We start from the raw sequence: 23,290 nt of genomic DNA, 5'->3' as shown, positions 1-23,290 counted from the left end.
AATTAGATTATACTTGGAAAAATAAATGGAAGCTAGAAGCCTTGTCAGCCACCAGCATAGCTGGTGGTTTTCTTGTTTTTCTCTACGAGAAAAACTGGCTTGAAGCCATAATAAAAAAAGCTTTAAATTTAAAGCTTTTTTGTTTTTTGCTTATCTAAAAACTACTGCGATTGTTAGAATCCAGTTAAGAACAGAAACTACAAGTCCTACGATGTTGAGAATTTTTTCTGTTTTATAGTCCAGTCCAGATTCTTTTTGGTATGAAAAAGCCAAAACCAATCCTATGATCCCCAAAATCAGACTCACTATTGGAGAAAGCAAACCAAGGACGATAGATAAGATACCTAAAATAAGTGAAGGTTTTTTCTTTTCTTGTGAATTCATATTATAAAATCTCCTTAAAATTAATATAAATGATGATACCATAAAATGCTAGCTTTATCTATCATTCGACAGATTTTTACAGAATGTTAGCTAGTCTTCACTTTCCCTTTCCAAGAATCCAAGCCATAAGAAAGAATATAAATCTCAGAAAAACCTTGTTTTTTCAAGTAAAGAGCTGCATTTGTAACTCGTTGCGCACGTTGGTTTTCGTAGAGAAGGACAGGTTTATCTTTACGAAGGGCTGCAAGACTAGTCTTCAACTGACTTGAAGGAATATTGCGAGCCCCAAGAATATGTTTTCTGTGGAATTCTGCTGGGTCGCGCAAATCAATCAATTGACCCGTACGAATCAAGGCTTCAAACTCCTCATTGTCCACAATTTTAGCCGCACGGCGAATACGAAGATAGTTAAAGCCCATCCACGCCAACATTGCTAGTATAAGTGCCCACAAAATCCAAGTAACCATTAGTTCTTTTCTCCATTTTTCTCAATATAATCCAATTCTACCTTGTGCTCTCTGCGAAGAACCGCTTCTGCTTCTAGATAGTCTAATTTGTCCATCAACCCTGCATCGTAAATCCGAGAGAGTTCCCACTTCATCAGTTCAATATCATATAAGCGTTTTCCCATGTAAACAATAATACCAAATCGTTTGAGGAATTGCTGCACATCATAGAATGTTTTCATAAGACTCATTCTAGCAAAATTTTGTGTTTTTTTCAAGAAGAGACTTACACAATACTCCTGATTTTCCTATCTTCTTTGGCGATTCTGTTGCAAGTATGGTACAATAAAAACATGAGAATTCAACAATTACATTATATTATCAAAATCGTCGAAACTGGCTCCATGAATGAGGCAGCCAAGCAACTCTTTATCACTCAGCCCAGTCTTTCCAATGCGGTGCGAGATTTGGAAAATGAAATGGGGATTGAGATCTTTATCCGCAATCCCAAGGGAATCACCTTGACCCGTGATGGGATGGAGTTTCTCTCTTATGCCCGTCAGGTTGTCGAGCAAACTCAGCTTCTGGAGGAACGCTATAAAAATCCTGTCGCCCACCGCGAACTCTTTAGCGTTTCGTCTCAACACTATGCCTTTGTGGTCAATGCCTTTGTCTCTTTGCTCAAGAAAAGCGATATGGAGAAATACGAGCTCTTCCTTCGTGAAACTCGTACTTGGGAAATTATCGACGACGTCAAGAACTTCCGTAGTGAGGTCGGTGTCCTATTTTTGAACAGCTACAACCGTGATGTTTTAACGAAAATGCTGGATGACAATCACCTGCTGGCTCACCATCTCTTCACAGCGCAACCGCATATCTTTGTCAGCAAGACCAATCCTCTGGCAAAGAAAGACAAGGTGAAACTGTCTGATTTGGAAAACTTCCCTTATCTGAGTTATGACCAAGGGACGCATAACTCCTTCTACTTTTCAGAAGAGATTCTTTCCCAAGAACACCACAAGAAATCCATCGTAGTCAGCGACCGTGCTACCCTCTTTAATCTCTTGATTGGTTTGGATGGATATACCATTGCAACAGGGATTTTGAACAGCAACCTCAACGGAGACAATATCGTTTCTATCCCACTGGATATTGATGACCCAATTGAACTGGTCTATATCCAGCATGAGAAAACCAGCCTATCTAAGATGGGCGAACGCTTTATCGACTATCTACTAGAAGAAGTCCAGTTTGATAGTTGATAAATGATAAGAACCAATATGTAGGCTAGCAACAACCTGCATATTGGTTCTTTTTACTTATAATTAAAAGTCTCCCCTGCCAACTTATCAGCTAGCTTGGGAAAGAGAGTATACAACTTATGGGCTAGGTTCAACAACATCGGTAGATTGAGTTCTCGTTTGTTTTTTCCTATAATCTTGACAATCTTTTTAGCCACTGCATCTGGTTCTAGCAGGAAACGGTCAACCGACTTGAGATAGGTTCCATCTGGGTCGGCTTGGTAGAAAAATCCTGTACGGATTGGTCCTGGATTAACCGTCGTTACATAAACACCGTAGGACATGAGTTCGAGGCGCAGAGCATTTGAAAAACCAATGGCCGCAAACTTGGTAGCTGAGTAGAGACTGGACTTGCCAGTAGCGATTAAACCTGCCATGCTGATAATATTGATGATATGACCTTTTCGACTGTCTTTCATACGAGCCGCAAGGTGTCGAGACAGGTTCATCAGGGCAAAAGTATTGACCTCAAACATCTGGTGAATATCTTGGTCAGAAATCTGGTCAAATTCCTCAAAAATCCCGTAACCAGCGTTGTTTATCAAAACATCAATCTCGCCATAGCGGAGATAGAGGTCAGTTACCAGAGTTTCTAAGGCTGAATCATCGGTAATATCGATTTCAATCAATTCTGCATGGGGATGGTTTCCGTAGAGTTGGGCTAATTTTTCCTTATTTCTACCAAGCAAGATGAGCTGGTCTTCTGGTAAAAGTTTGACCATTTCTTGAGCTAGACCACCACTAGCGCCAGTAATGAGAATAGTAGGCATACTTATCCTTTCTCAATCTTTTAGATTTCCACTTCTTCCAAGTCTTTGACCACATGGACATTTTCAAAAATGCTAGCAGCATCTTTCTTGAGCTTGCTGATATCTTTTGAGAGGAAACGGGCACTGATATGGTTGAGCAAGAGGCGTTTGGCACCTGCTTCTACTGCTACTTGTGCAGCTTGCATGTTAGTAGAGTGGCCATGGTTACGAGCAATTTTTTCATCACCCTTTCCATAAGTCGATTCATGGACTAGGACATCGGCATTGACAGCCAGACGCACACTGGCATCCGTTTTTCGAGTGTCTCCTAAAATAGTGATAATTTTACCTGGACGTGGCGCTGAGATATAGTCTGCTGCCTTGATTTCAGTACCGTCTTCAAGAACTACGTCTTGACCGTTTTTGATTTTACCAAAAAGTGGGCCAAATGGGACACCAGCTGCCTTGAGTTTTTCAGCATCCAGCGTTCCTTCCAAGTCCTTTTGAATGACACGATAGCCAACACAGAAAATAGTATGATCCAGCTCCTCTGCATACACCGTGAATTTATCGGTCTCAAGGATTTTCCCTATAGAATCTTGGTCAAACTCATGAAAATGAATACGGTAAGGCAGACGCGAACCTGACACACGAAGACTGGTTAAGACAAATGACTTGATACCCTGCGGGCCATAGATTTCCAAATCTGTCTGCTCTTCATTGGCTTGAAAGGCACGGCTAGAAAGGAAACCTGGCAGGCCAAAAATGTGGTCTCCATGCAGGTGGGTGATAAAGATTTTGCTGACCTTACGTGGTCGAATTGTGGTTTCCAGAATGCGATTTTGCGTACCTTCTCCACAGTCAAAGAGCCAGACTTCGTTAATCTCGTCCAAGAGTTTCAGGGCGAGACTTGAAACGTTGCGGGCTTTAGAGGGCTGACCTGCCCCCGTTCCTAAAAATTGAATATCCATTCGATACTTTCTAATTAATCAATATATAACATGGCTGTGCGATTTTCCGATCGGAAATAGCGCTTGCCAGAAAAAGCAACAGCTTCTTGCAGTAAATCCTCTTGGCTGTAGCCTTTGAGACGCTTACGACCGTCAACCAAGCTTTCCAAATCAGTCAAAGCTGTGAGACTCTCCATGCTAACAACTTCCTCGTCTCCGACAGCCTTCATGTAAATCTTGCCAGACTTTTCAAAGACTAGTTGATGGGGGAAAATTTGTGCAATCTCAAAGAGCAAGTCATCCGAAATTTTCTCCTCATTTTCAGAGAAAATCCGACCAAGACCATCACTCTCATAGCAAAAACCAAAGGATTTACCAGACAAATTAAGCCGAATAAAAGGCTTGTTTTCGAGAGTGAAACTTGGCTCAACATTGTAGAGATTCAGTTCCTGATTGAGTTCCGCAAAATAATCGGTTGCAGCTTCAGGACTCTTTTTTTGGTAAAGTTCTGCAAAGTAGGCATTGACCACACTTGGCGGAGGAGTGATAAGCACCAACTGTTCTTGATCTGTTTTACCATCTAGAAGTTGATCTAAGTAAACCTTATCTAGGCTTGTATAACCTCCATACTTTAGAGCCAAATTTTTGATATTAGTCATAAAATTCCTCTAACCTCCATTTGTTTTTCTCAGAAATGTAGCCTGTAATGACTTCCCCGTCATCCTGATAATCGCGATTTTCAAGAATAGCTACACTTTCCAAATCATGAATCTTGTAGGACTTTGAAAAAGGCACGCGCAGGGTGAAAGATTCAAAAATATCCTTGATTTTCTCTAGCAGTAAAGCCTGCAAATTCTCACGACTATCCTCCGACTTGGCAGAAATGAGGGCATAAGGCGTTTGGGTAGGCGTGAAATCCTCCACCAAATCCGCTTTATTATAAAGCGTCAAGTGAGGAATATCTTCCATGTCCAGGTCTTTCATGATGGAGAGAACCGTTTTTTCATGCTCCTCGTGGTAAGGATTGCTGGCATCGATAACATGAACCAGAAGGTCCACATGCTTGCTTTCTTCCAAGGTTGACTTGAAACTGGACACCAACTCTGTCGGCAAATCTTGGATAAAGCCAACGGTATCTGTCAAAGTTACTTGGAGATTGCCTCCCAGATGAATACTCTTGGTTGTCGCATCCAGAGTCGCAAAGAGCTCATCTGCTTCATACTGGGTCTTACTGGTCAAGATGTTCATGATAGTTGATTTCCCAGCATTGGTATAACCAATCAAACCAATCTTAAAGGTGCTAGACTCCAGACGTTTTTCTCTGACAGTCGCCCGATTCTTCTCAACCACCTTGAGCTGACGCTCTATATCTGTGATTTGATTGCGAACACTACGACGATTCAGCTCCAGCTGGCTTTCACCAGGTCCACGGGAACCAATTCCCCCTGCCTGACGACTGAGCATAATTCCCTGACCAACCAAGCGAGACAGGAGATATTTGAGCTGGGCTAGGTGAACTTGGAGCCTGCCTTCGTGGCTTCGAGCCCGCATGGCAAAGATATCCAAAATCAACTGCATACGGTCAATGACCTTAACACCCAGAACTTCCTCTAGATTGACATTTTGCCTTGGTGTCAAACGGTTGTTGACAATGACAGTGGTAATTTCTTCGGCATCCACCATGAGGGCAATCTCTTCTAACTTACCAGAGCCAACGAAAGTCTTGGAGTCATACTTTTCACGTTTTTGCCTGTAACTATCGACTACGACAGCACCAGCTGTCTTGGCTAGACTGGCCAATTCTTCCATGGAGAGGTCAAAATTATCCATACCCTGCAATTCCACACCAATGAGCAGGACTCGCTCCTCTTTTTTCTCCGTATCAATCATCTAAAAACTCCTCTATCTGGCTTAAAATGCGGTCTTGCACACCAGCTTCTCCAATCTGATAAAAGGTGACCTGCATGCGATTACGGAACCAGGTCAACTGACGCTTGGCAAAACGACGAGTAGCCTGTTTGAGACTCTCACTAGCTTCCTCCAAGGTCTGCTCTCCACGGAAGTAAGGAAAAAGTTCCTTGTAGCCAATTCCTTTAGCAGCCTGCACATCAGGGTAATGGTCAAAGAGCCACTTAGCCTCATCCAAAAGCCCAGCCTCAAACATCAAATCCACGCGGCGATTGATACGTTCATATAATTGACTGCGCTCATCATCCAAGCAGATAATCAATGGTTCATACAAGGTCTCTTGATTTTCCAATTCCTGACCAAAATGGGCAATTTCCAAGGCACGCATCGCACGACGACGATTAAACTGAGGAATTTTAAGGTCTGCTTGCTCCACCAGATGAGCTAATTCCTCATCTGTATAAGGCTCCAAGCTAGCCCGATAGGCCAAAATCTCCTCATGGGGAGTCTCCCCACCTAGGTGGTAACCTTCTAGCAAGCTCTGGATATAAAGTCCAGTCCCACCAGCGATAATGGCCAGCTTGCTACGGCTGTGAATATCCTCAATAGCCATCTTAGCTTCTGAAACAAAATCAAAAGCCGAGTAAGACTCGGTTACCTCTCTAACATCGATTAAATGATGAGGAACAGTTTCCTGCTCTTCTGGACTAGCCTTAGCCGTCCCAATATCAAGTCCTCGATAGACTTGCTGACTATCACCGCTAACCACTTCGCCATTAAAACGCTTGGCCACTTCAATGGCAAGGGCTGTTTTTCCAACAGCAGTCGGTCCAACAATCACAATTATTTTTGTTTTCATCTTTTTTCCTTGAAAAATTCCCATTTTTTCGTTACTATTATTATAACACAAAAAGGTCAGTCAGAAAAATGTGACCTCTTGAGGGGGCTGGCTGATTAAGAAGATAAAGGAGGAAGACTCATGGCTAAAGGATTCGCTAAAGGTCTTGTAACAGGTGTCGCAGGAACTGTTGCTGCCGTTGCAGGTGCAGTATACGCATTTAAAAAGAAAGTAATCGAACCAGAAGAGCAAAAAGCAGCTTTCATCGAAGAAAACCGTAAAAAAGCAGCTCGCCGTCGCGTGTCACGTTAAGAAACAAAAGAAGTTGGGATTCATTGTCTCAACTTCTTTTTCTATTCTTTTATACTCAATGAAAATCAAAGAGCAAACTAGGAAGCTAGCCGCAGATTGCTCAAAGCACTGCTTTGAGGTTGTGGATAGAACTGACGAAGTCAGCTCAAAACATGGTTTTGAGGTTGTTGATGAAGCGACGCTGACGTAGTTTGAAGAGATTTTCGAAGAGTATTAAATGGCTAGGTCAAACTTCAACTGCGGCTTAACAGGGTCATAATCCACCAACTCAAAATCTTCTGCTTTGATATCAAAGAAATTAGTCCCATCAGGAACATTTAAAACCAAGCGAGGTTGGCAGTCAGACGGCTCACGACGAAGCAATTCCTGAGCTTGTTCAAATTGATTGTCATAGATATGAAGGTTGTTGATAAAGTAGAAGAACTTCCCAACCTTCCAGCCAAAATGCTTGGCAATCATCATCTGCAAAGCCACATACTGCATAGCATTGATGTGGTGGGCCACCAGCATATCATTGGAGCGTTGCGTCAAGGTCGCATCCAGATAGATTTCCCCATCTACACGGCGGACATCAAACATGGTCTGAAAGGCGCACGGAAGAAGGCCGTCTGTTTCCTCAAAAGCTTGGTAATCCCAAAGGGAGATGATGTTTCGGCGGTTCCAAGGGTTGGCTTCCAACTGCTTGAGAAGCTTATTGATGATGTCGTGTTTCTTAACAACAGCACCATAGCGCTCACCAATGGTTCCTGTATTCCCCACTTCCCAGTCATTCCAGTAGTGAACATTGTACTTATCATTTAGTACCTCTAAGCTATTAGATTGGTCTTGGTAAATCCAAAGCACTTCCTTGATGGCGGATTTGATGGCGATAGGGCGTAAAGTTATAATGGGGAATTCCCCCTTGGCCAAGTCATACTCTGCAAAGGCACCCGTTACATACTTGGAGTTGGCAACTGTCCCATCCTTGTACTTGGGACGAGCCTGCTCAGAAAAGACACCGTCTTTGAGGATTCGTTCAATATTCTCTTTAAAAATCGTATCTGCTTTTGTCATTTACTCTCACCTCATTTATTGTCCTAACTAGTATAGCATAAAAAAAGAAAGGAGGAAAATCACTCGCTTCTAGAAAGCTATTTTCTCCTTTTTTATCTTATTGTAAAACAAGTGATGCTGCTCCAATAACTCCAGCGTCATTTCCTAGAGTTGCAAGAGCTAATTTAGTGGATGTGCGTACTTGTGGGAAACTATTTTCATCGTAAACTTTTTGAACACCTTGTAGAAGGAATTCTCCTGCAGCTGATACACCACCACCAATGACGATTGTTGATGGGTTCAAAATTGAACCGATGTTAGCACAAGCGATTCCCAAGTAACGTGAGAAGTTACGGTAAACAGTCAAAGCAAGGTCGTCTCCTTCTTTTGCAAGGTCAAAGACTGTCTTAGCAGTTACTTCTTCTCCGTTATCAATCAATCGTTTCAAGGCTGCATCGCCTTCATATTCATCTGCATAACGACGAGTCAAGTTGACAATCCCTGTTGCTGAAGCAACTGTCTCAAGACAGCCTTTCTTACCGCAAGTACATGCGATTGGTTGGTCAAAGTCAACAGTGATATGACCAAGTTCACCTGCTGCACCAGCAACACCATGAAGCAATTTGCCTTCTGCGACAATACCACCACCAACACCAGTACCGAGTGTCATAAAGACAACGTCTGGTTGGTTATCTCCAGCACCCATCCAGCGCTCACCAAGAGCTGCTACGTTGGCATCATTATCGATGAAAAATGGAATGCCCAAAGCTTTTTCAATTTTCTCTTTAATTGGTTGAAGGGTTTTCCAGTTCAAGTTGTAGGCACCGATAACAGTCCCTTTGTCACGGTCAACCACACCTGGTGATCCCATTCCAATGCCTTGGAAGTCCGCTGCTGCCAATCCAAGCAAGTCCAAACGATGTTGAATAGACTCAATCATATCATCAACGATATGACTTCCCTCATCCAGAATGTTGGTCTTGATTGACCATTTTCCTTGGATTTCTCCTGCTGTTGTTAAGATTGCAAATTTGATAGAAGTTCCACCAAGGTCAATCCCAATAATCTTTTGACTCATCATACTCTCCTTTTTCATTGTCTAGTAATTGAAAATGCTTACAGTACTAGTATAACAAATTTCAGTCATTTATGCAAAGGTTTGCATTTAGCTAATATAGATTTTTAATCCAGATAATCTCCACCATCAAATCCATAATATTCCTCCAGTGTCAAACCACTTGCAGCAATCTCTTTTGCTTCTTTTCCAATGTAACGTAAATGCCATTCCTCATGCATATAGCCTGTGACACTCTCTTTTCCACGGGGATAGCGAACAACAAAACCATAGTCTGGTGCATAATCCAATAACCATTGAGCCGCACCAGCATCTTCAACTAATTGACCATCTGTGCCAATCACATCAAAAGCAAGTCCTGTCTGATGTTCGCTATATCCAGGACGGGCGGAATAACGATCCGCAGCAGCCTGGCCCTCTTGGTTCACATAACTTTGATATAATTGTGCTTGAGTTGCATAACTTCTAAAGCCACTATAATTATCGCTAATAGCGTATCCTTCCTTCTGCATCTGTGCAATCAGTTTTAAAAAGGCTGCTTTTGCAGTAGCATTTTCACCTGGATAGTAATCTTTAGACATAGGATAATGTTTATTGGCAACTATGATTTCATCATACTTTCCTTGAAGGCTATAATAGGACCCTTTATTGCTTACTTTTGAATTAGCTTTCCACAAACCAGTCGCACCAACATAATAACGTCCACCATCAACCCATTCATTGACAGCCATTTTACCATCTGATTTTAGATAATAATTCCCTTGCCATGTATTATAAGCATAAGATCCATCTGATGTCAAATAATACCAAGTTTGGTAAGAAGAGTCATAAACCCATTCACCTTTAGCCATTTTACCATCTGATTTCAAATAGTAATTTCCTTGCCATGTACTATAAGCATACGAACCATCTGATTTCAAGTAATACCAAGCCTGATAAGAATCATCATAAATCCATTCGCTCTGGGCCATTTTCCCGTCTGATTTCAGGTAATAGCTTCCCTGCCAAGCATTTTTCACTGGATTTCCATCAAAGTAGTACCAAGAACCGTCCTGCTTAACCCAACCACTTGCTGTGGATGAAGTTGTATCAGTTTGAGTTGTAGCCGCTTGTTTTGCTTTAAAAGCACCCTTAGGAGCATTTTTCAATTCGCAAGCCACACCGTCATGATCACGGTATAACTTGGCAGAATAACCGGGGTCTCCCTCATGAATATCCGCGTATCCATTCGCCCAAGCTTCCTTACAACTCGAAAAATGAATGTTTTCCTCTGCTAACACAGGTTGTGAAAACAAGGCTAAAATTGACAACGTCACCAGACTCATTTTTAAAAATAGACGTTTGTTCATTACTTTCTCCTCTAACGATGTTATCGATTTCAATATTATTTTATCAAACTTATTTCAGCAATTCAAGGAAACTTCTGGTCTTTTCTACAAACTCCTTTGGTTTTTCCTTATTCAAGACATGAGGGCCATCTGGGATAATCTGAAATTGGGATTCTGATATTAGTTTATGAAGACTTCTCATAGAACTAAGATTCGGTTTATCTTTGCTGCCACAAATTAGTAAGGTTGGATAGGGGCAATTCCCTGCTATATCCATTAAGTCAAGTGTCTTCAATTCTTTGGAAATACCTATTATAAAAGTCTTGTCTGCTCCCTGTTTTTCAAATACTCTTTTGGGAAGTAGTTTAAAAATCAGCAACTGAAGATAAAATAGGATATTCCCTGCTAATTTAAGCGGGCATCCTGACAGAATCAAAGCTCGAAGATTTGGTGAATCGTAACTGGAAAGTTCTAGTGTCAGGGCAGCACCTAAGGACAATCCAATCAAAACAAAAGGTTCTGTCTCTTGAGCTAGGTGCTGATAAACTCGCTCTTTAGCTTGTTGATAGTTACTAACTCCAGAAGGAAATAACTCGATATCCTCAGAAGGATAATCTGTCAGTAGATTACGAACTTCTTTCCAAGACTCTGCTGACTGCCCTAACCCATGCAAAAATATCAATTTCATCTAGTTCTCCTCAAGGCTTAGTTCATACAAGCCTCTCACTGCATTACAGCCGTAAATAGCTTCTGCTTGGGTTAAATCTGCCAAGGTCAAGACTTTCTCTTCTACCTGTCCTGTTTCCAGCAAATGCTGACGGTAAATTCCTGGCAAGATTCCAAGTCGGATAGGCGGTGTGTAGAGTTTCCCAGCAATTTTCAAAACCAGATTTCCGATAGAGGTTTCAAGCAGTTCTCCTGACTTATTGTAGTAAATGATCTCTTGCTCCCCTAAACTCAAGTATGGTCTATGAGTCGTTTTAAAGTGGGTAAAAGCTTGCTGCAAATTGGCTTCTTGCAGACAAAGTTTAGCCTGGCAGAACTGTGGACTAAGGGGTGTTAATACTTGACGATTGACTTCTATCTCTCCAGATTTGCTAATGCTGATTCGCAAGCGGTAATCTTGATTAGCATCACAAGTCTGACACTCTTCTTCAATCTTTTGTCTCAAAATTTCTGGGTCAAAAGGAAAGGCAAAATATCGACTAGCTTTTATCAGTCTTTCCAGATGTTGTTCTTCAAACAGCAGTTGTTTTTGGCTGATTTTCCCAGTCGTAATCAGCTGAAAACGAGCTTGTTTACGATAGAGAACAGCCGCCTTTTGATGAACCTCGCGGTATTCAGATTCCCAAGTGCTATCCCATGTAATGCCTCCGCCAACTCCATAGATGGCTTTCCCTTGATGCAGTTGAATGGTCCTAATGGCCACATTAAAAATCCGTCGTCCATTTGGAAGCAAGAGACCAATCGTTCCACAGTAGACTCCACGCGGTTGTGGCTCCAAGTCCTTGATAATCTCCATTGTCGCAATTTTCGGTGCGCCCGTTATGGATCCACAAGGAAAGAGAGAGCGAAAAATTGTAACTAAATCAACATCTGCTCGCAACCGACTCTTGATGGTCGAAGTCATCTGCCAAACAGTTGAATACTGCTCTACCTGACACAGACGCTCCACGTGCTCGCTCCCCACCTCAGAAATACGGTTCATATCATTGCGCAAGAGGTCCACAATCATCATATTTTCAGACCGATTTTTAGGATCCTGCTCCAACCAACTGGCCTGTTCAAGATCTTCTTGGTCAGTTACCCCACGCTGAGTCGTTCCCTTCATCGGTCGCGTTGTCAACTCGCGGTCATTTTGCTCAAAAAAGAGCTCTGGGCTCATGGAAATCACTGCCATCTCATCATGTTCAATATAGGTATTGTAGCCCGCCTCCTGTTCTACCACCATACGATTGTAGATAGCAAAAGGATTGGCATTTAAGTCTTGTTTGAGTTGGACGGTGTAGTTGACCTGATAGGTGTCTCCCTGCCGCAAATGATGGTGAATTTGGGCAATCGCCTTTTCATAGTCTGCCGCAGACGTCACTTCCTGCCAATTTGAGGGCAAATCAATATCCTCATAAGTCAGAGGAATAGGGGAAGTTTCTACGCTATCATGAACAGTAAAGTAAAGCAGGTACTCTCCCAGTAGTGGATCCTTGTGAACTGCTAATTTTTCCTCAAAAGCAGGTGCAGCCTCGTAGCTGACATAGCCCACCACATAATAACCTTGCTCTTGGTAGCTTTCCACTTGTGCCAGCAAATCTGCCACTTCTTCTACATTTCTCGTTTTCAACTCTTTAATCGGCTGGGTAAAGATGTATCTCTCCCCCAAAGCCCTAAAATCAATCACTGTTTTTCTATGCATACCTTAAGTATAGCATAAAATAAGAAAACCCTCATCCGCAAAGCAGATGAGAGATTTCGATTATTTAAAGATTGAAGTTTTAAAGCTATTTGTTTGTTGAAGAAGCTTCTTGAAGAGTTTTTCTTTAAGTGTCACTGTATTAGACATAGAAACAGATTTATTTCCATCTTTATCTGTCTTCAATGTCGCCTTATCTTTATCAACTGCTTCAGCAAATGCACGTTTCAAGTCTTCATAACTATTGTATATTGTACTATCAATTTCAATAGATTGAATTCCTTTTTTAGCTTTATCCACAACTTCTTCGAAGTAAGCTTTCTTCCAATCTTCTAGGTTGCTAAATTTACCATCAGAAACTTTCTTGATAATAAAATCATCACCTAGAGTAGCATGACCAGCTTTTTTAGACTCATTTTTCAGCATGTTAGAAGCATAATTTAGGAAGCCTTTTTCATATCCAAAGTAACCCCACATACGGAAGGTGTTATGCTTGAATGACATTGCTCCTGGAGCTCCTTCACTTGTGTTAGCACCATAGATACCAGCGGTAATTGGTACAGTTACATAGGCAGAGCCAAATCCAGTTGGGTCATAAGTACCATTACCAGGACCGTGTTTAGTCATGAAGTTCTTGTCTACTAGATCGTTAACAGAAGTCAAGTTATATTCTTTTTCTTCTGCATTCAGATCACGAACCTCGTCATACTGGTTCTTCGTATTAGCGTTACGTAGTTTTTTAGCAACTTTCTTAAACCAAGCGTTGTTTAAGTCTTTATTGTGTTTATCAAGAACTGCTTCACCTTCAAGGTAGTCAAGAAGCATTAGAGTATCGTTGAAACCTTTCATGTAATGATCGATTTCAGCGCGAGAAGTGAGGTCATTTGGATTTGTGTTGTACCATTGGTTTCCATCGTTTGGACGTTCGTAGGCCATGTTTAGACCTAATGCGCCATATTCTCCGTTTGGATTTGATACCGATGGCGTTTGTAACATCCCCTGAGCAAATGCTTCAAGATCTGTACCTTCACGGTGTCTTGAACCACCTAAGTAAACCATACGGTCATTTACGTGAGTTGTTTCATGAGTGAAGGCTGAGATACCGAAATCACTAATCATATCAGTAACCATGAAGAAGACTGAATCATCTTTATAAGGGTTACCGTAAATACGAGCTACAGCCCCCATACGCCAATCAGTGGCGTGGTAACGACCTGTTGGTCCGTATAATTCACGGATAGGTGCTACGTCTTTACCACTATTCGTATGTCCGTATTTATCTGTGCTGATTCCTTTATAGTTTTGGTTATCTAACACAGGAGTTGGAACCATGTTGTTGCTCTTAAGCAGTTGATTACGAACTTTATCTAATGATAAGCGAGACCAGAAGTCTAGGTAATTTTGTTGACCTTTAGCGACTTTATTGATTTCAGCTTTGAATGCTTCGCGTTCTTCTGCAGTATTCTTACCGTATTTTTCAAATGAACTGTAAGCCATAGTGTTATATGTTGAGATTAAGAACATATGTGCATCTTTCAGGTTAAGAAGTGGTAAAATCATCTTACCATGCATGTCATTGTTTAATCCCTCGTAGGCTCTGTGTTTCTTATCAGCAAATTCAGGTGTTGTAGTTTTAGGTTCAACAATATATACATTATCTTTAGTAGCTTTTATGAACCAATCGTTTAGGTTCGTATCTTCTGTGAATAGACGCATATTATAGTCTAAGAAACTGTTTAACTCGCCTATGCCGATAACTCCACCGATAGTTTCGCGATAAGCTTCTAAAGTTCTATCCCCTTTAACATTTCTTTCTTTAGAACCAATCTTAATCAAGAAGTCTAACACATTAACATTTTTACCATAAAAGTCAGGTTTGAATAGCATTAATTCTTTAATATTAAAGTCATCGAATTTAACACCGTAGTAACGATTTAGGTAAGCTAATCCAAGAAGAACAGCAGCCTTATTGTCATCAATCTTCTTGATCAAGGCGCGTTTAGCAGATTCATCTGTGTTTAATTGATGATCTTCATTTTCAAGCAACTGTTTCACAAATTTCGCCAGATTATCCTTGACTTCTTTGAAGGTTTCTTCGAGGTAAAGGTTCTTAATCGCATTTACTTTGTTAGGACCGGTTCTATTTAGGTGTGTGTAGATAGGATCTGATTGTAGCTCAACTGGGCTTAATTTTTCAACGATAGCATTGATAAGATCACTACGGTCTTTGTCAACGATATTAGGCGTATAGACAACTTCTCCGAGTTCAGCAATGCTGTACTCTTTCACTTGTTTGACATTAGATTCTTTCAGCGAAACAGTAAAGATGTCTTTGGTCTTATCAGCATAGTGCACCAAAATGTGGTCAGCATCAGCCAATTCTGTTACAAAGGCATTGCCCTTCATAGCAGTAACTGATAGGACTTCCTTGGTCATAAGATGACTATCAGCAGCTAATTTATTTCCTTGGTTTACAATCCATTCTTTATTGTAGAACGGTTGAAGTTTTTCGATATTACGGTAGGCAAGTTCACGAGATGCATCATAATCTTGAGTATCTTTATAAGTATCAGCTTTTTGCCTGATGTTGTTAAGTGAATCTTCAACAAGAGGGGCAATTTCGAATTTATCAGCAGTGATTCCCATTGCTTCAATCTTCTTGGCAGCTTCTTCTTGTGAGATGCTAGGAATCTTACGAGAATTGTTGTATGATTTATTACCCTCACTTACACCCTCAACACTGAAGTTACGTTTTGTTCTTGAATAGGTGAAGTAATCATCAGCATCAATATCCGAGTGACCGAACACCATTTCCCCAGTTTTGACTTTCATCATGGTGATGTTGTCTTCAATAGCACCCAAGGCCCAGTTAGTACCAAGCAAGCCACCTGATTGAACGGCTTCTTTCAGCTCGATAGAACCTTTAGCAACTGAATTTCTGAGAACACCTTCTCTACCTAGTGTATGGTTATTTCCACCATTTTGAGAAGAATAAACCAATCCTGCAGCTTTTGCTTTATTACCAGTAATTTCAGCATCAACGTAAGCTTTTTCTACGATACCTTTCCAGTTTTCACCTAGAACACCTGCTAAGTACCAACCTTTGTTTCCAGCAGCGTGAATTTTACCGATAAAGGCAACATTACTTACCTTACCACTACCATCAATTTTATTGATAATACCAGCTACATCGTTGCCCCCGACAACATTACCTGTTACTTTAACATTTTCAACAGTTGAATTATTTTTGATAACACCTGCGATTGGTGCTACTCGATTAAATCCAGGCATGTCAATGTTGACATCTTCAAGTAAGAGATTCTTAACAGTACCACCTTCAATGTTACCAAACAATGGTCTCGTAATGTTATGGATGGCAAATTTATTACCTTCTGTACTTTCCAATGTTCCCTTGAAGGCATTGGTTACATAAGATTTGCCAGCTGGTTGAACGTTACTTGCATTCATACTACTACCGAGCTTAAAGGTCCCAGTAGGATTGTCCTGCATATCTTTTACAAGCTCATTGAAGTTGTAGTAAACATTACCTTCTTTTGCTTTTTGTTTTTCAAAGTAATGAACATACTCTTCGCTAAGTGTGTTATCAGCATTACGTTGAACTAAGTCTGGTGCTTTGGCAGTAACTTTATATAAAGTTTTTCCGTCTTTTTCTACTTCTTCAATCTTGTCAACAGCAAGTCTTGTAACTTTGTTGTCATGAGTTGTAACTCGTAGGTAAAGTGAAGCAACATTCGTTGGTTTTTCTGAAAGTAAACTTGAGTCAGTTTCAACACCTTCATCGTCAACACTTATTAGACTTGTTTCTTTAATATTTTTAATTTCAACTTTTTTAAGATCTAATTGAATTGGTTGATCTTCTAATGTTTCAGTTTCTTCTTGACCATTACCTCTATCATAAACCATAGTAGTAGATAGAGTATACTCTTTGAAGTATTCTACATTGTCTAATAACGCATTTAGATTATTTTCTGTTAGATTCACAGTCTTAACAACTTGTCCATCTTTTTTCAGGGTAGCTGTGATTGATTTGATTTTAGCTTTAGTAGGATTTTCTAGAGAATACTTAGCAACTACTTCTTTATCTAATACTTTCTTATCAGTATTTACAAATGTTAATACTGGTTTTGCAGATAATGGAACTAAGTTTTTGATAGCTTCTTCTAATCTTCTAGTAGCTTCATCTACTTTACTTTGAGTAGCAGTTTTATCTGTATTTACAGATTTTGCTGCTGTAAGAGTGTCTTCTAAAGATTTCCATGTTTGAGTAGTGTATTCTTCTTTACGTTTGCTGTTAGCTGTGTTAATAGCCGTTTGTAATGCAGTTTTATCTACAGCAAGAGCTTTAATAGCGTCTTGAAGAGCTTGAGTAGTCGCATCTATTTTACTTTGTTTAGGAAGTGGAGTAGTTTGGTTGTTGATTTCTTTAGCTTTTATTTCAGCTTTTTTAAATTCATTCCAAGTATTAGGGCTATAGTCAGCTTCTCGTTTAATTTCTGCATCTTTTATTTGTTCTTGTAATTTTGTTTTATCAACAGTAAGAGCATCGATAGCAGATTTCAGTTTTTTAGCAGCATCATCGATTTGAGCCTGAGTAGCAGTAGCGTTATCTTCTACAGCTTGAGCGGCATTTTTTGCCTCTTCTAGAGCGCTCCAAGATACAGTACTGTAGTCAGTAGCAGTCTTAGACTGAGCATCAGCAAGTTGTTTTTCAAGTTCAGTCTTATCTGTAGTTAAATCAGTGATAGCCGCTTTCAGTTTTTTAGCAGCTTCGTCGATTTGAGCTTGAGTAGCCTTATTGTTGTCTTTTACAGTTTGAGCGACATTTTTCGATTCTTCTAGAGCATTCCAAGATGTAGTGCTGTAGTCCGCTGCAGTTTTAGACTTAACATCAGCAAGTTGTTTTTCAAGTTCAGTCTTATCTGTATTTAAACCAGCGATAGCAGATTTCAGTTTTTCGTCAATGTGATTTACTTCGCTTTGTTTTGTTGCTGGGTTGCTTGTAACTTTTTCAGCTTCAGCTAGTACAGTTTGAAGATTTGCCCAAGTTGCATCGCTGTAGTGTTCTTTAGTTTTTGATTTCGCATCAGAGATAGTTTTGTTTAAGTCTGTTTTATCAACGCTTAGAGCGTCAATAGCAGCTTTAAGTTTTTTAGTAGCTTCGTCAATTTGAGCTTGAGTAGAGGTAGCCTTATCTTTTACAGTTTGAGCGGCATTTTTCGATTCTTCTAGAGTGTTCCAAGATGTAGTACTGTGGTCAGCTTGAGTTTTTTCGTTTACAAGATTCAGTTGTTTTTCAAGTTCAGTCTTATCTGTATTTAATCCAGCAATAGCGGATTTAAGTTTTTCGTCAATGTGATTAACTTCGCTTTGTTTTGCTTCTGGTTTGCTTGTAACTTTTTTCGCTTCGGCTAATACATTTTGAAGGTTTGTCCAAGATGCATCACTGTAGTGCTCTTTAGTTTTTGATTTCGCATCTTCGATAGTTTTGTTTAAGTCTGTTTTATCAACAGTAAGAGCGTCGATAGCAGCTTTAAGTTTAGCTGTCTCGCTATCTACTTCAGGTTGTTTTACAGAGTCAGAAGCATATACACCTTTTGCAGCTTCTAAAACAGATCCAAGAGCATTGTAACTTGCTGTAGAATAATCAGTAGGAGAAACTGAACTAGCTTTATCAATTTGATTCTTTAACTCACTTTTATCAACTGGTTCTTTAGTACCAACACCCTTTATTTCATCTACTGGATTGGTTGTTATTGTATCCTCTAGTACTTTACTGGACTGTCTACCATCAGTAGTAGTGACTTCAGTTAAAATAGTGCGTTCGCCAGCAACACCTTCTCGAATAACCCTTGTTTTTCCCTTAGCGAGGTTCTCATCATCTTGCTCAACTGTCTTAAAAGGCACAGGCTCTTTAGTTACTATAACTTCAGACTTAACTTCTATTACATTTAACACACCTTCTTCAGGAGTTGTTTTATGTTCTACTGCTGGCTGTTCTACTTTTGTTTCTTCGTCCTGATGTTCTGCTGGTTGAGCAGCTGGTGAAGTTTCTGTTGGTTGACTTTCTGGTTCAACTTGAGCTTCTACTGGTTGTTCTTCTTGTTTCGGTATTTCTTCCGCAGTCTTCTCTTCTTTAGAAGCTTCTGGTTGCTTTTCTGGCTCGACTGGTGCCTTTTCGTCTTCTCTTGGTGCAACTGGTTCACCTGCTTGTTCAACTTTTGGTTCCTCTGTTGGTTCCTCTGTTGGTTCCTCTGTTGGTTCCGTTTGTTTTTCTACAGCAGGCGTTGCAACTTTTGGTTCTTCAACAGGTTGATTAGCAGCCTCATCTTTTGTTTCTACTACTGCTGACTGTGCATCTTCTTGTTTCGGTGTCTCTTCCGATACCTTATCCTCTTTAGGATCTTCTGGTTGTGATGATTCTTTTGGTATCCTTGGCTGCTCCGGTTGTGTAGGTTGCACGGGTTGTTCTGGGACTTTTGGTTGTTCTACTGGAGTTGCAACTTTTGATTCCTCAGCTGGTTTGTCTGATGGTTGACTTTCCGATTTGACTGGTGCTGGTTCTGCTGAATCTTCTTTCCCCTCTTCTACTTTAGGAAGGGTTTCGTCAGTAGGTTTTACCTCCGATTTTGGTTCTTCCTTTGGATTTTCTTCTGTTTTAGGAGCTTCCTCTGTCTCTACTGCTCGGTTTTCTGGCTTATCTTGCTCCTGATTTGTTGTTACTTGGGGATTCTCAACTTCGACCACAGTTACCTCTTCAGGTTTAGCTGAGTCTTCTTCTAAAACAGTGTCCAAGCCAAGCGTTTTGAGGATGTCACCTGATAGATAACCAACATAACGATAACCATCCATTTCAACAACACCCTCTCGACTAGCCGGTGCTAGAGTAGCAACTGGATCTACAGCTCCTGCACTAGGAAGGACTACCAATCCCATAGCTCCAACTAGAAAGACGCTGGCAATTTTCTTTCTCTTGTAGATTAAAAGCAAGCTCCCAACAGTCAGCAAACCAAAAGCTGTCAAAACAGATGCTTCTGTCCCTGTTTGTGGCAGCTGATTTTTTTGATACACCAAACCATAAACAAGTTCATTTCCATCAGGCTTTCCTGTCTGGATTAAATCTTTAGCTTCTTGTGAAATAACCTCTTTATCTACATAGTGATAGGTGGCTGCGTCCACTACAGAAGAAGCCATCAAAAGGCTTCCAAGAAATACAGAACCTACAACTCCCTTAATCTTACGAATTGAAAAACGGTCTTTTTTAAACACTTTCATCTCCTTTATTTATTCTCACGACTTTCTGATAGAATCTTGCGGATAGTGCGCACGCGCACCTCCGATTAATTTTGGACGACTAGCCAGCGCCGTTACATGGGCATGACCAATCTCTCTCAAAAGAGGGCGAATCGGAACCTGAACATGCTTGACATGCATACCAATTGCAGTATCTCCGATATCCAATCCAGCATGAGCCTTGATAAATTCAACCTCAACTGGATCTTGCATAAACTTAAAGGCTGCCAATTGACCTGAACCTCCTGCATGGAGAGTAGGAAGGACACTGACGATTTCCAGACCAAACTGCTCTGCCACCTGACGTTCAACGACGAGAACCCGATTGACATGCTCACAGCCTTGAACAGCTAGATGAATTCTTTTTTCTTCTAGGAGATCTAGGATGGTCTTCACAATGATTTCGCCAATTTCTTGGCTGGATTCCTTGCCAATCTGACCACCTATCACTTCACTAGAGGAAAGACCCAAAACAAAGATAGATCCTTGCTTCAAATTGGCCTTTTCTAAAACATCTTTCACTATCTGACGTGTTTCTCTTTGAATCTGTGTCTCGTTCATCTCTGCTACCTCTTTTGTCACTATCTATCATACCGTTTTTTCTTGTTTTTAGCAAGATAGACGACCTGGAAAGCTTGCCCAATTACGCATAAAACTCCCAGAATTGACTGGGAGTTAACTAGTTTCTATTCTATTTATGTATATTTCAACCGTCGTTCCTTTGTCGGGTGCAGAATCAATCTTCATCTGGTAATGTTCTCCAAAATGAAGTTTGAGACGCTGATCGACATTTTGAAGACCAACTCCCCCACGTTTGAGTTGACTTTGACTACTATCACCAGCATCTTGGAAGCCAACTCCATCATCCTCAATGCGGATGACCAATCCTGAATCCTGTTTCTGAACAGAAACTCTAATATGTCCCTGACCTTCCTTCTCCTTGATGCCATGGTAAAGAGCATTTTCCACCAGAGGTTGCAAAACCAACTTGGGCAAGACTAGGTTATCAAAGGCAGGATTTTCAGCAATCTCGTATTCCAGCTTATCTCCATAGCGTTGTTTCTGGATAAAGAGATACTGGCGGACATGATTGATTTCATCAGACAGGCAAATCAAGTCCTTGCCTTGATTGAGTGCCAAGCGGAAATAGGTCGCCAAGGACTTGGTCACCTGAACCACTCGCTGACTATCCTGAAATTCAGCCATCCAGATGATGGTATCCAAGGTATTATAGAGGAAATGAGGGTTAATCTGGCTTGATAGGGCTTGAAGTTGGTACTGACGGGTCGTTTCTTCCTGGCTACGAATAGCTACCATCAACTGATTAATCTGATCCAACATGGCATTAAATTGGCGAGTTACTTCTCTCAGTTCATAGGCACCAACTTCCTTGGCACGAAGATTTTGAGCACCAGAAGCAATTTCCAACATGGTTTCTCTCAAGTCCCTTAAAGGAGCAATCCAGCGTTTGAGACTTAACCAAACCAAGAAGAGACAGACAAGAAGAGATGTGACACTTGCCCCAAGCAAGGTCCACATGAATTGACTCCGAACCTGGTCTAACTTCTCCAGCGAAGACACGCCAAGCACCGTCCAATCAGTTCCTGCAATCTTTTCCTGACTGACGTAGGATTGGTGATCTAGCGTATAGCCCTGACCTGTCTCGATATAGGGTTTCATGGCCTCCATTTCGCTAGACGAACTATAAACTGTGTGTTGAGGATGGTAGACAAATTCATGGTTTTCATTGATAATGAAAGCAAAGCCCTGCTGCCCCAACTGGAGTTGGTTGAGATAGGCTTCCAGAGTTTCGTAGGAAATATCCAAGCGAAGCACGCCAAGATTGCCCCCCTTTGCATCAAGAAGTTCTTGAGTGACAGAAATGACCCATTGACTATCTGATTTACGAGCTGGAGTCAAAACGGGCATGGCTCCCTGATGAATGGCCTTTTGGTACCAATCCTCAGCCATCATATCTGAAGAAGTTTTCATCTGAACACTGTCATCTGTAGAAATGACCTGACCAGATTTGGTCACCAAAACCACTGCTTTCAAGTCCTGGTCTGCCTTTAAGATGGTCAAAAATAGATCTCGGATTCCCTTGACCTTATCTTGACTGGGATTCTCAGCATAGGCTAGGACATCCGTCTGCTGGGTCAAACCGGTCGAGGTGGTTTCTAATTTTTTAATATAAGACTGAATAAAGTGGCTAGTCTGGCTGATGGTCGTTTGGCTATTGCCTTCAATGGTGGCCTCAATGGCTGAAGAACTTGATTGATAGTAGAAAGTTCCAACCAGAGCTAGGAGAATGAGAAAGACCAGAAAGATGGAAATAACCATTCTAACTAAAAGAGAAGAACGCTTCATCGGTCTTCTCCCTTCTTAAACTGACGAGGTGTCACACCTGCAATCTGCTTAAAACGTTGGGTAAAATAGTTCATATCTTCAAAACCAACCTTCTCTGCAATCTCATAAATCTTCAGATCTGTAGTTAAAAGCAAGAGCTTGGCTTGTTTAACACGTTCTCTCACCAGATAATCCTGAAAAGGCAAGCCCAACTCTTTCTTAATCAAGGAACTCAGATAGGTCGGACTAAAACCTAAGTCACTGGCTAAAGACTTTAAACTAAATTGGCTATCAGCCAGATGAGACTGGATTTTCTGGGCCATGTTTCCTTCAAACCTATTAGTCAATAAATCTTGTAACTGCTCTTCTTTCTCTTCCTTGTCTAGTTTTTGTTTGATTTTCCCCAACATTTCCTCAATATCCTGACGAGAAAAGGGTTTGAGCAGGTAGTCGTCCACACCTAGTTTGACAGCAGACAAGGCATAATCAAAATCATCGTAACCTGTTAAAAAGACCAAATGAACCTGAGGATAGGTTTCTCGTACCAGACTGGCCAACTGGATTCCATTTAGATGAGGCATGTTGATATCGGTTAAAATGATATCTGGCACCTGCTTTTGGATCAATTCCCAAGCCTGCCTTCCATTTTCAGCCTGACCGATGATTTCCATATCGTAGGCTGCTACATTGACCAGTTTAGTCAAACCTTGTCTTACCAGATATTCATCTTCTACGATTAAGATTGTGTAGGTCATGATCTGCTCCTTTACCACTTACTAGTATCAGTATAGCAAAATTCTCCTCTAACTGCTTAGGAAAGACCTCTTATACTCAATAAAAATCAAAAAGTAAACTAGGAAGATAGCCACAGGTTTCTCAAAGTACCGCTTTGAGGTTGTAGAT

19 protein-coding genes and 2 pseudogenes are annotated in these 23,290 nt (G+C 40.9%); 3 read left to right on the top strand and 18 right to left on the bottom strand.

Translation table 11 applies throughout. The features are described from left to right. Positions 1-150: 150 nt before the first annotated feature. From HT729_RS03440 to HT729_RS03430, 3 genes are all read right to left on the bottom strand, one after another. Entirely contained in the window at positions 151-384 is a 234-nt protein-coding gene (locus tag HT729_RS03440; RefSeq protein ID WP_001088017.1) for a hypothetical protein, read from the bottom strand. A gap of 86 nt (positions 385-470) precedes the next feature. Next, entirely contained in the window at positions 471-851 is a 381-nt protein-coding gene (locus tag HT729_RS03435) for a rhodanese-like domain-containing protein (protein ID WP_000259256.1), read from the bottom strand. Further along, positions 851-1,081, bottom strand: a complete 231-nt coding sequence (locus HT729_RS03430; RefSeq protein ID WP_055387820.1) for a YqgQ family protein — start codon at positions 1,079-1,081, stop codon at positions 851-853. Before HT729_RS03430 ends, HT729_RS03435 begins: the two co-directional genes overlap by 1 nt. A 102-nt stretch (positions 1,082-1,183) precedes the next feature. Between HT729_RS03430 and HT729_RS03425 the strand changes: the two genes are divergently transcribed. Further along, a complete protein-coding gene (locus HT729_RS03425; RefSeq protein ID WP_001222592.1) occupies positions 1,184-2,092 on the top strand; it encodes a LysR family transcriptional regulator in 909 nt (302 codons plus the stop codon). A gap of 53 nt (positions 2,093-2,145) precedes the next feature. Here HT729_RS03425 and HT729_RS03420 read toward each other — a convergent pair whose 3' ends face one another. Genes HT729_RS03420 through miaA form a run of 5 tightly spaced genes read right to left on the bottom strand, consistent with a single transcriptional unit; the run spans position 2,146 to position 6,597 of the window. Beyond that, the gene (locus HT729_RS03420; protein ID WP_023939992.1) at positions 2,146-2,901 is read right to left on the bottom strand and encodes an SDR family oxidoreductase; all 756 of its coding nucleotides are present in this window, start codon (positions 2,899-2,901) and stop codon (positions 2,146-2,148) included. Positions 2,902-2,921: 20 nt separating this feature from the next. Then, on the bottom strand, positions 2,922-3,851 hold the full coding sequence (gene rnz, locus HT729_RS03415) for a ribonuclease Z (protein ID WP_023939993.1): 930 nt from the start codon (positions 3,849-3,851) through the stop codon (positions 2,922-2,924). 14 nt (positions 3,852-3,865) lie between these two features. Continuing rightward, positions 3,866-4,489: a cystathionine beta-lyase gene (locus HT729_RS03410; protein ID WP_172926204.1), complete on the bottom strand. Its 624-nt coding sequence runs from the start codon at positions 4,487-4,489 to the stop codon at positions 3,866-3,868. Then, positions 4,482-5,720 (bottom strand): GTPase HflX, encoded by a 1,239-nt coding sequence (gene hflX / locus HT729_RS03405; protein WP_023939997.1) that lies wholly within the window; start codon positions 5,718-5,720, stop codon positions 4,482-4,484. The genes HT729_RS03410 and hflX overlap by 8 nt, the downstream gene beginning before the upstream one ends. Continuing rightward, positions 5,713-6,597 carry a tRNA (adenosine(37)-N6)-dimethylallyltransferase MiaA gene (gene miaA / locus HT729_RS03400; protein WP_031222742.1) on the bottom strand — a complete coding sequence of 295 codons (885 nt, stop codon included), beginning with the start codon at positions 6,595-6,597 and terminating at the stop codon, positions 5,713-5,715. Before miaA ends, hflX begins: the two co-directional genes overlap by 8 nt. Before the next feature lie 120 nt (positions 6,598-6,717). Between miaA and HT729_RS03395 the strand changes: the two genes are divergently transcribed. After that, entirely contained in the window at positions 6,718-6,888 is a 171-nt protein-coding gene (locus tag HT729_RS03395) for a DUF3042 family protein (RefSeq protein WP_001051780.1), read from the top strand. 58 nt (positions 6,889-6,946) lie between these two features. Next, entirely contained in the window at positions 6,947-7,078 is a 132-nt protein-coding gene (locus HT729_RS03390; RefSeq protein WP_007285088.1) for a hypothetical protein, read from the top strand. Positions 7,079-7,101: 23 nt separating this feature from the next. Here the strand turns inward: HT729_RS03390 and HT729_RS03385 are convergent, their stop codons facing one another. The 10 genes and pseudogenes from HT729_RS03385 to HT729_RS03345 all read right to left on the bottom strand — a co-directional run bounded on the left by HT729_RS03385 (position 7,102) and on the right by HT729_RS03345 (position 23,142). After that, positions 7,102-7,941, bottom strand: coding sequence for a thymidylate synthase (locus HT729_RS03385; RefSeq protein ID WP_023940001.1), 840 nt, complete (start codon positions 7,939-7,941; stop codon positions 7,102-7,104). A gap of 97 nt (positions 7,942-8,038) precedes the next feature. After that, positions 8,039-8,998: an ROK family glucokinase gene (locus HT729_RS03380; RefSeq protein ID WP_172931662.1), complete on the bottom strand. Its 960-nt coding sequence runs from the start codon at positions 8,996-8,998 to the stop codon at positions 8,039-8,041. Positions 8,999-9,102: 104 nt separating this feature from the next. Next, a pseudogene (gene ldcB / locus HT729_RS12360) lies at positions 9,103-9,657 on the bottom strand (LD-carboxypeptidase LdcB/DacB); the annotation flags it as partial. 6 nt (positions 9,658-9,663) lie between these two features. Next, positions 9,664-10,344: pseudogene (locus tag HT729_RS12355) on the bottom strand (excalibur calcium-binding domain-containing protein); the annotation flags it as partial. A gap of 49 nt (positions 10,345-10,393) precedes the next feature. Continuing rightward, on the bottom strand, positions 10,394-11,011 hold the full coding sequence (locus tag HT729_RS03370; protein ID WP_138700716.1) for an alpha/beta hydrolase: 618 nt from the start codon (positions 11,009-11,011) through the stop codon (positions 10,394-10,396). Further along, positions 11,012-12,733, bottom strand: a complete 1,722-nt coding sequence (gene pabB, locus HT729_RS03365; RefSeq protein WP_172928538.1) for an aminodeoxychorismate synthase component I — start codon at positions 12,731-12,733, stop codon at positions 11,012-11,014. Between the two features lie 60 nt (positions 12,734-12,793). Continuing rightward, positions 12,794-20,017 (bottom strand): ZmpA/ZmpB/ZmpC family metallo-endopeptidase, encoded by a 7,224-nt coding sequence (locus tag HT729_RS03360; RefSeq protein ID WP_172931660.1) that lies wholly within the window; start codon positions 20,015-20,017, stop codon positions 12,794-12,796. A 21-nt stretch (positions 20,018-20,038) separates the two neighbouring features. Continuing rightward, complete coding sequence (locus HT729_RS03355; protein ID WP_031222745.1) at positions 20,039-20,602, bottom strand: TIGR01440 family protein; 564 nt, start codon at positions 20,600-20,602, stop codon at positions 20,039-20,041. 114 nt (positions 20,603-20,716) lie between these two features. Beyond that, positions 20,717-22,408: a sensor histidine kinase gene (locus HT729_RS03350; protein WP_172931659.1), complete on the bottom strand. Its 1,692-nt coding sequence runs from the start codon at positions 22,406-22,408 to the stop codon at positions 20,717-20,719. Continuing rightward, positions 22,405-23,142, bottom strand: coding sequence for a response regulator transcription factor (locus tag HT729_RS03345; RefSeq protein ID WP_000222616.1), 738 nt, complete (start codon positions 23,140-23,142; stop codon positions 22,405-22,407). The genes HT729_RS03350 and HT729_RS03345 overlap by 4 nt, the downstream gene beginning before the upstream one ends. Between the last annotated feature and the right edge of the window lie 148 nt (positions 23,143-23,290).

Origin of the sequence: Streptococcus sp. 79 (assembly GCF_013277425.1) — a bacterium.
Taxonomy (GTDB): Bacteria; Bacillota; Bacilli; order Lactobacillales; family Streptococcaceae; genus Streptococcus; species Streptococcus pseudopneumoniae.
This window is presented reverse-complemented; position numbering and strand designations above follow the sequence as displayed.

Excerpts from the sequence above, each read along its gene's own strand:
- HT729_RS03440 (WP_001088017.1), bottom strand. The coding sequence starts at position 384 with ATGAATTCACAAGAAAAGAAAAAACCTTCACTTATTTTAGGTATCTTA.
- HT729_RS03435 (WP_000259256.1), bottom strand. The coding sequence starts at position 851 with ATGGTTACTTGGATTTTGTGGGCACTTATACTAGCAATGTTGGCGTGG.
- HT729_RS03430 (WP_055387820.1), bottom strand. The coding sequence starts at position 1,081 with ATGAGTCTTATGAAAACATTCTATGATGTGCAGCAATTCCTCAAACGA.
- HT729_RS03425 (WP_001222592.1), top strand. The coding sequence starts at position 1,184 with ATGAGAATTCAACAATTACATTATATTATCAAAATCGTCGAAACTGGC.
- HT729_RS03420 (WP_023939992.1), bottom strand. The coding sequence starts at position 2,901 with ATGCCTACTATTCTCATTACTGGCGCTAGTGGTGGTCTAGCTCAAGAA.
- rnz (WP_023939993.1), bottom strand. The coding sequence starts at position 3,851 with ATGGATATTCAATTTTTAGGAACGGGGGCAGGTCAGCCCTCTAAAGCC.
- HT729_RS03410 (WP_172926204.1), bottom strand. The coding sequence starts at position 4,489 with ATGACTAATATCAAAAATTTGGCTCTAAAGTATGGAGGTTATACAAGC.
- hflX (WP_023939997.1), bottom strand. The coding sequence starts at position 5,720 with ATGATTGATACGGAGAAAAAAGAGGAGCGAGTCCTGCTCATTGGTGTG.
- miaA (WP_031222742.1), bottom strand. The coding sequence starts at position 6,597 with ATGAAAACAAAAATAATTGTGATTGTTGGACCGACTGCTGTTGGAAAA.
- HT729_RS03395 (WP_001051780.1), top strand. The coding sequence starts at position 6,718 with ATGGCTAAAGGATTCGCTAAAGGTCTTGTAACAGGTGTCGCAGGAACT.
- HT729_RS03390 (WP_007285088.1), top strand. The coding sequence starts at position 6,947 with ATGAAAATCAAAGAGCAAACTAGGAAGCTAGCCGCAGATTGCTCAAAG.
- HT729_RS03385 (WP_023940001.1), bottom strand. The coding sequence starts at position 7,941 with ATGACAAAAGCAGATACGATTTTTAAAGAGAATATTGAACGAATCCTC.
- HT729_RS03380 (WP_172931662.1), bottom strand. The coding sequence starts at position 8,998 with ATGAGTCAAAAGATTATTGGGATTGACCTTGGTGGAACTTCTATCAAA.
- HT729_RS03370 (WP_138700716.1), bottom strand. The coding sequence starts at position 11,011 with ATGAAATTGATATTTTTGCATGGGTTAGGGCAGTCAGCAGAGTCTTGG.
- pabB (WP_172928538.1), bottom strand. The coding sequence starts at position 12,733 with ATGCATAGAAAAACAGTGATTGATTTTAGGGCTTTGGGGGAGAGATAC.
- HT729_RS03355 (WP_031222745.1), bottom strand. The coding sequence starts at position 20,602 with ATGAACGAGACACAGATTCAAAGAGAAACACGTCAGATAGTGAAAGAT.
- HT729_RS03350 (WP_172931659.1), bottom strand. The coding sequence starts at position 22,408 with ATGAAGCGTTCTTCTCTTTTAGTTAGAATGGTTATTTCCATCTTTCTG.
- HT729_RS03345 (WP_000222616.1), bottom strand. The coding sequence starts at position 23,142 with ATGACCTACACAATCTTAATCGTAGAAGATGAATATCTGGTAAGACAA.